3 protein-coding genes and 1 pseudogene are annotated in these 5719 nt (G+C 62.6%); 1 reads left to right on the top strand and 3 read right to left on the bottom strand.

The genetic code is table 11. From position 1 onward, the window contains the following. From EN749_RS29345 to EN749_RS29335, 3 genes are all read right to left on the bottom strand, one after another. Positions 1-552: NAD(P)/FAD-dependent oxidoreductase (locus EN749_RS29345; protein WP_145991045.1), on the bottom strand; the 552-nt coding region annotated here is incomplete at its 3' end. A gap of 195 nt (positions 553-747) precedes the next feature. Next, positions 748-1068, bottom strand: a complete 321-nt coding sequence (locus EN749_RS29340) for a 2Fe-2S iron-sulfur cluster-binding protein (protein ID WP_056582251.1) — start codon at positions 1066-1068, stop codon at positions 748-750. 111 nt (positions 1069-1179) lie between these two features. Further along, positions 1180-1548 carry an Hpt domain-containing protein gene (locus EN749_RS29335; RefSeq protein ID WP_127269546.1) on the bottom strand — a complete coding sequence of 123 codons (369 nt, stop codon included), beginning with the start codon at positions 1546-1548 and terminating at the stop codon, positions 1180-1182. Between the two features lie 272 nt (positions 1549-1820). Between EN749_RS29335 and EN749_RS29330 the strand changes: the two are divergent. Next, positions 1821-5719 (top strand): annotated as a pseudogene (locus tag EN749_RS29330) (kinesin); the annotation flags it as partial.

Genomic DNA, 5719 nt, shown 5'->3' with positions numbered 1-5719 from the left:
GTGCACAAGCGTCACACTCTTTGCCACCGGCTGCAGGTTCAGCGTCCAGTCGAGTGCCGAGTCGCCGCCGCCGACAATAACGAGGTCATGGCCGCGAAAATCCTCCATCCGGCGCACCGAATAGAAGACGCTCTTGCCTTCATAGGGCTCTATGCCGGGGATCGGCGGACGCTTGGGCTGGAAGGAGCCGCCGCCGGCGGCAATCACCACCACCTTGGCCTCGAACACCTCGTTTTCGTCGGTGGTGACGCGAAAACTGCCATCCTCCAGTTTTTCCAGGCTGGAAACCATTCGGTTGTAGCTGAAATCAGGCTTGAACGGCGCGATCTGCTCGAGCAATTTGTCGACCAGCCCCTGCGCCGAGATCGAAGGCCAGCCTGGAATGTCGTAGATCGGCTTTTCCGGATAGAGTTCCGCGCACTGGCCGCCCGGCCGATCGAGAATGTCGATCAGGTGGCACTTCATGTCGAACAGGCCGAGCTCGAACACGGCAAACAGGCCAACCGGCCCTGCCCCGACAATAAGCACGTCTGTCCTGATAATGTCGGTCATGCCTGTGCCTCGCTGCGCATGACCCCGAAAATCGGATCGATTTTCGGAAAGGATCATGCGCAAAATAAAGTCCTACAGCGTCCTTTGCGCGCCCAAGAGGACGCGCGGCGCTGTAGTGAAACAACAGGACACTGCATGACCATCGCTCCGCTGCCAAGCCGCAGCGGGAAAAATCAGTTGGCAAAGATACTGCGCTTATCCCTGACGGGCAGGCACCCGCACAATGAGACCGTCGAGCGCGTCTCGCACCTTGATCTGGCACGACAGCCGTGAGTTCGGCTGGACGTCGTAAGCGAAGTCCAGCATGTCCTCTTCCATCGCTTCCGGCTCGCCGACTTCAGCCGTCCAGGCTTCGTCGACATAGACGTGACAGGTGGCACAGGCGCAGGCACCGCCGCATTCGGCTTCGATCCCGGGCACGGCGTTGCGGATCGCGTTCTCCATGACCGTAGAGCCGTTCTCGGCGTCCATGTCGAAATGCGTGCCGTCATGGGCGATGAAAGTCAGCTTGGTCATTTGTCACCTGAAGGGAGTTCCAGCCGAGATAATCACTCCGGCTGACAAGTCAACTGCCGCATGAAAGCGCCGCCCGATGACGTTTTTCCGCAAATCGGGTTCAGCGCGGATTCAGCGGTTGATGGCGGCGATGAAATCGCGCACTTCGTCGATCAGCATGCCAAGCCGTTTGAGCGTCTGGCCGTCTTCCGGCCGGTGCTCGATCTCGGTGGCGCAATCGGCGATGGCAAAGGCGCCGACGCCCCGTGCCGAACCCTTCAATCCATGGGCGAGCAGAAGCCGGTCCTTGATGTCGGCGTCGACTATTCTGTCGCGCACGGACAGCGCCTGCTGTACAAACAGCGCCAGCACCTCTTGCTCAAGGCTGCGGTCACCCATCGTCTGGCGGGCAAGGTGTGCCAAATCGACCGGCCGTGACCGCCTTGGTCCGGATACGTCGCCCCCGGGCATTGAGAAGGCAATGCCGCTTTCGCCACGCATGAACTCGAACTCCGTTTCTTCGATTCGCCCAAAAACCTAGGCGAATCCAATGGACAACGGGTTAATGAATGGCCGGGAAAAATGTTGCCAAAGCGGCGCCCAAATCACAGTTCCGTTAACCTTATATTTAAAGTTTTACGTATCCCGCGGAATGCATGTTTTCTTTACCCCCCTGTGTCATTACGATACGAGGGGTCCATTTTCAGCCTCCTGCGCGGGGCAAGACAAACAGAATTATTAGCCCGCGGCAGCTAGTACAGGGTAGCGAAGGCATGGCAAAGAAACCAACGACGACGAGAACTCTCGACAGCGACGTGGCCAGGGAACTGGAAAAGGCGCTCGATCTCGACCTCAGCAACGAGATTGGCAGCGGCGACCTCGACATCGCGGCTTCTATGGAGGATCTGGAAGCTCAGATATCCCAGGCGGCCGACGAGTTGGCGCGCGAGGGACGCAATCATAAGCCGGAACAAAACCCGGAGCCCGTAGTCAATCAGAACCACGCCGCGAAACCCGCGCCCAAGGCAAAGCCTGCCGAATTGCGCCCCGTGGAACCGCGCAATGGCGCCCAGCCCGCTGGTTTCGCACCGGCCAATGACGATCGCCAGAAGGACTATAAGACGCTCCTGCACAGCCTCAACAGGCGTGCCTCGAACACCATTTACTGGGTCGTTGCCTTCGTTTCGCTCGCCTGGTTCGCTGGCGCCGGCGGTTTGGCCAATCTGCTTTTCGGACCGAGCATCTGGAGAATCCGTACGCTCGACCAGTTCCTTGCCCGTCCGGAGTTGATCGGCCTTGCGGTCGCGGCCATTGTGCCCGTCATCCTGTTCTGGGCCTTCGCCGCCATGATTCGCCGCGCCCAGGAAATGCGCATCGCCGCACAGTCGATGACCGAAGTGGCCTTCCGCCTGACCGAGCCGGAAAACCTTGCCCAGGATCGCGTCATGATGATCGGCCAGGCCGTTCGTCGCGAGGTCGCGGCCATGGGCGAAGGCATCGAACGCACGCTTGCCCGCGCCGTCGAGCTGGAAACGCTTGTCCACAGCGAAGTCAACCAGATCGAACGCTCCTATTCCGAGAACGAATCCCGCATCCGCTCGCTGGTCGACGGGCTCGGCAGCGAGCGCGAAGCCGTCGTCACCCATGCCGAGCGCGTCCGCGCCTCGATCACCGGCGCGCATGAGACGCTGAAGGACGAGATCGGCGCCGCTTCCGACATCATCCGCGACTCGATCCTCAATGCATCGACCAAATTGTCGATGACGATCACCAATTCCGGCGACACGCTGATCGATCGCATCAACGAAAGCTCGATGTCGATCTTCGATTCCGTCGAAGGCCGGCTCGATTCGATCACCGACCGTCTGTCGACCTCGGGCGAGGCCTTCGCCAGCCTTCTCGACACCCGCATTGCCAAGCTGACGGACACCACTGACGGCCTGACACGGTCGTTGACCGATCTGCTCGACGATCGCACCACCGGCATGGTGTCGCTGCTCGGCGGCGCCGCACGCACCCTCAATTCCGAGTTCGAGGCCAGCCTTAACGGCATCGAGCGGACGCTCGCCGAACGCGGCCAGGCCCTGATCAGCGAGTTCCAGACCCGCGCCGAGGCGCTGGACACCGGAACGCAGAAGCTCAATGCGGCACTCGAGGCCCGCGCCCGCCAGATCAACGAAACGCTGGTCGAGCGCGCCCGCGAAATCGCGCACACCTTCGCCGAGAGCAAGGACACGCTGTCGGCGATGATCGATCAGGGCAAGACCCAGATCGGCGCCGACATGGCCGACATCGTCACCTCGACCTCCTCCATGCTCGAAGCCCGCGCCAGCGACTTCGCCGGGCGCATGGAGGCCGCCCGCCATGTCGTGTCGCGTTCGTTCGACAGCGACATCCAGCGGCTCGCCGACGCCCGCGTCGGCATCGAGGAAGCCGTCGAGAACCACAGCAGGAAACTGTCCGAAAGCCGCGAGCGCATGGCCGCGGCCATGGAGGCCGACCTGGCGAAGTTCGCCGAGGGCCGCGCCGGCATCGATGCGGCGGTAACCAACCAGGTGCAGAAGCTGGCCGAAGGCCGCAGCCTGATCTCGCGCGCTCTCGAAGAGGACCTGCGCAAGGTCAATGAATCGCGGGCGGCCATCGATGCATCGCTCGGCAGCCATCTCGAAAGGCTGGAAGAAGGCCGCAACAGGCTCTCCACTGCCCTAAATGAAGACTCCGGGAAACTGGTGCAAGCTCGTACGATTATTGACGAAATGGTGGCCGGGCATGTTGGAAAACTTGCCGAGGGTCGCAACATTCTGTCACGCGCCCTGGAGGCCGACCTCGGCAAACTGTCCGACAGCCGCGCCAGCATCGACGGTCTGGTCGCCGGTCAGGTCGAGAAGATCGCCGAGGGCCGCGCCGTGCTCGCCAAGGCGTTGGAAAACGACATCGTCGGCATCAAGAGCCTGATCGAAACCCATTCCGCCAAACTGGCGGAGGACCGCACGCAGCTTTCCCATTCGCTCGACAGCGATCTGTCCGGAATACGCGGCCTGATCGAAAGCCACTCGGGACGGCTGGCCGAGGACCGCGGCCTGCTGTCCCAGACGCTTGAGGCCGACCTTGCCAAGCTGGCTGAAAGCCGTTCGAGCATCGACGGTCTGGTCGCCGGTCAGGTCGAGAAGCTGGCGGAAGGCCGCGACATTCTCAAGCGCGCGCTGGAATCCGATCTGAACACGATCAAGGGCGTCATATCGAGCCAGTCGGAAAAGCTGGCCGAGGATCGCGGTCAGCTTTCCCGGGTCCTGGAAGCCGATCTGCAGAATGTGAACAGCGTCATCGCCGATCACATGAACAAGCTCGTCCAAGACCGCTCCGCCCTGTCGAGGGCCCTTGAGGATGACCTCGCCAAGCTGGCCGACAGCCGTTCCAGCATCGACGGGCTGGTTGCCGGTCAGGTCGAGAAGCTGTCCGAGGGCCGAGATATCCTGCGGCGTGCTCTGGAATCCGACCTCAATGCGATCAAGGGCACCATTGCCGACCAGTCGCAGAAACTGGTCGATGACCGGGCACAGTTCGCCCGGGCGCTCGAGGCTGATCTCGAAAGCGTCAACGGCCTGGTCAACAGCCATTCCGAAAGGCTCGTGCAGGACCGTTCGACGCTGTCGAAAGCGCTTGAAGCCGACCTCGAAAACGTCGGCGGCCTCGTCAACAGCCACGCGGAAAGGCTCGTCCAGGAGCGCTCGACCCTGTCGAAAGCGCTTGAGGACGATCTCGGCAAGCTGGCCGAGAGCCGCTCCAGCATCGATGGCCTGGTCGCCGGCCAGGTTGAGAAGCTCGCCGAGGGCCGCGATGTTCTCAAGCGCGCGCTGGAAGCCGACCTCGCCAAGCTGGCCGAAAGCCGCTCCAGCATCGACGGCCTGGTCGCCGGCCAGGTGGAGAAACTGGCCGAGGGTCGCGACATTCTCAAACGCGCCCTCGAAACTGACCTGCAGAAGCTCACCGAAAGCCGCGGCGATATCGACAACATCATCGCCGGGCATGTCGGCAAGCTCGCCGAAGGCCGCAATATGCTGACCCTCGCGCTGGAAGACGATCTCGGCAAGCTGGCCGAGACCCGCAAGGATGTCGACCGCTCGCTGTCGGGCCACATCGACCAGATCGCCGCCAGAAGCTCGGACATCTCTGCCGCTATCGCAGGCGATGTCGAGAAGATCGAGCAGGCATTCAGCCGCCAGACCGGCATCATCGAGGAGCGTGCCGGCACCATGGAGCGTGCGCTCTCGACAGGCGTAGACAACGTCCGCGCCGTGCTCGAGAAGAGCGCCGTGTTTGTCGCCGGCGCCCTGCGCGAAAAGGTGCTGGAAGTCACCAGCACCCTGCACGAGCAGGCCGGTGCCGCTTTCAGCGACGCCGACCGCAAGATCGCCGAGCGCGCCGAGCAGACGTCCGCCGCCCTGCTGGCGCGGGCCGAAGACATCGCCCGCACCTTCGAGGATGCAGACCGTCGCCTCCACGCTCGCGCCGAAGACACGTCCAACGCCTTGCTTGCTCGTGCCGACGATACGTCCAGCTCGCTGCTGGCCCGCGCGCATGAAACCGCCGATCAGCTGGCCGCTCGCGCAAGCCAGATCGCCGGCACCTTCGACGCGGCAGATCAGAAGCTGGCCGCCCGTGCCCAGGAAGC

This window comes from Mesorhizobium sp. M7A.F.Ca.ET.027.02.1.1 (assembly GCF_004022985.1).
In the GTDB taxonomy this organism is placed as follows: Bacteria; Pseudomonadota; Alphaproteobacteria; order Rhizobiales; family Rhizobiaceae; genus Mesorhizobium.
Note: the sequence above shows the minus strand (reverse complement) of the source record. Positions and strands in the feature narration are given on the sequence as shown.